Here is a 1477-nt window from a genome sequence, read left to right on the forward strand (position 1 = left end):
GAGTTAGGACTTGGGATGTACGACTTCGGAGCAAGGAATTATGACCCTGCATTAGGCAGATGGATGAATATTGACCCTTTAGCTGAATTATCAAGAAGATTTAGTCCATATACATACGCTAACAATAATCCTATTTTCTTTATTGACCCTGATGGAATGATAGTCATAAATGGAGATCAAGTAGCAAGAGATGAGGCTAAAAAAACGCAAGAAGCTGCACAAGCTAATTTTGACAGCAAATCTGCTGGTTATGATAGAAAAACTGCTTCGAGAGAAGAACGAAAAGCTTATAATGATGCCCAAAGTGATTTAAACAAAGCAAACAGGGCATATGATCGAGCGAACTCTAAATACGAACACACACAAAAAAGTATTGATAACTTTAAAGCTGTAGATCCAACTAATTTTGCAATTGCTGATAATTTAACCTATAAAAATAATGCTGGTGAAACCAAAAATTTAGATATTGTTGTAACAACTGCAAATGCTTCTGATTTCGGAGGAGGCAAAACAGGTCTAGTAAAACCTGATGCAGATGGCAATATTAAAAATGATAAAATATACACTACTATAGGTCAAAGTGTAAGCATAACTTCAAATGTATTAGCTCATGAATTTGGTCATGGAGCATCTATAGCAGCAGATCCTGTTGGTTATTATAGTCAAATGGTAAGCAATCCAGATCAAAATTGTCAAGACTCCAGTAACAGAGATTCTACCTTATCGAAAAATGCAGTTGATTGGCAAGAAAGTTACGATACGAAATATAAAGCATATATTCAGGCACTTAAAAAGAAATAAAATGAAAACTAAATTTTATATTTTCATAATGATATTCAGTTCATTTGAATTGTTTTCCCAAATTAAAATAGATCCTATCTCAATTTTTAAAATGCAACTATTTTTGGACAGTAAGAATGTAATAAAAAATGATTCTTTATATAAAGCTTTTAGTGAGGTTGTTGATTTAAAATTAGACACACTTAAAATAAAAGGAGAATACAATTTAACGAAATCAGCATTAAGTCCGAAATACAAGTTTTTCCAATTAAAAGAACATACTTATAAAAAAGAGTTGAATGAAAATGAACTGCAATTATATTGGATATTTGGAGATAAAATCTGTTCAATTGCAATTAATCAAGAAACTGGAAAAAGTTATAGATTATTAGGATTTAACACGAATGATTTTTTGTCCTTTTTATCTGATTTTAGAGAAATCTATAAAGAAAAACAAGGAGAAAAATTGAGTATAAAAGAATTTTTAAAAAACTATACTGTTAGTGAAATAGATTTTGAATGTTTATATAAAGGGTTAAATAATAAAGAAATAGATGTAAAAAAATATCCCTGTTTAGTAAGAGCAAGCGATCCCATTTGGATAAAATAAAAAGACTAGCCAAAGCATATAAAAAGAAAACCTCGCAATCAGCGAGGTTTTTTTGTGTTTTATAGCGAAGCTACATTTTTCTGAAAG

General features: G+C 30.1%; 2 protein-coding genes. Both read left to right on the plus strand.

Annotated features, from left to right (window positions below):
• A partial coding sequence (locus tag GWR14_RS23990) for an RHS repeat-associated core domain-containing protein (RefSeq protein ID WP_317165174.1) occupies window positions 1–801 on the plus strand: 801 nt, incomplete at its 5' end.
• 1 nt (window position 802) lies between these two features.
• Window positions 803–1390, plus strand: a complete 588-nt coding sequence (locus tag GWR14_RS23685; protein WP_163411613.1) for a hypothetical protein — start codon at window positions 803–805, stop codon at window positions 1388–1390.
• The last annotated feature ends 87 nt before the right edge of the window (window positions 1391–1477 follow it).

It is taken from the genome of Flavobacterium ajazii (genome assembly GCF_010614725.1).
Taxonomy (GTDB): domain Bacteria; phylum Bacteroidota; class Bacteroidia; order Flavobacteriales; family Flavobacteriaceae; genus Flavobacterium; species Flavobacterium ajazii.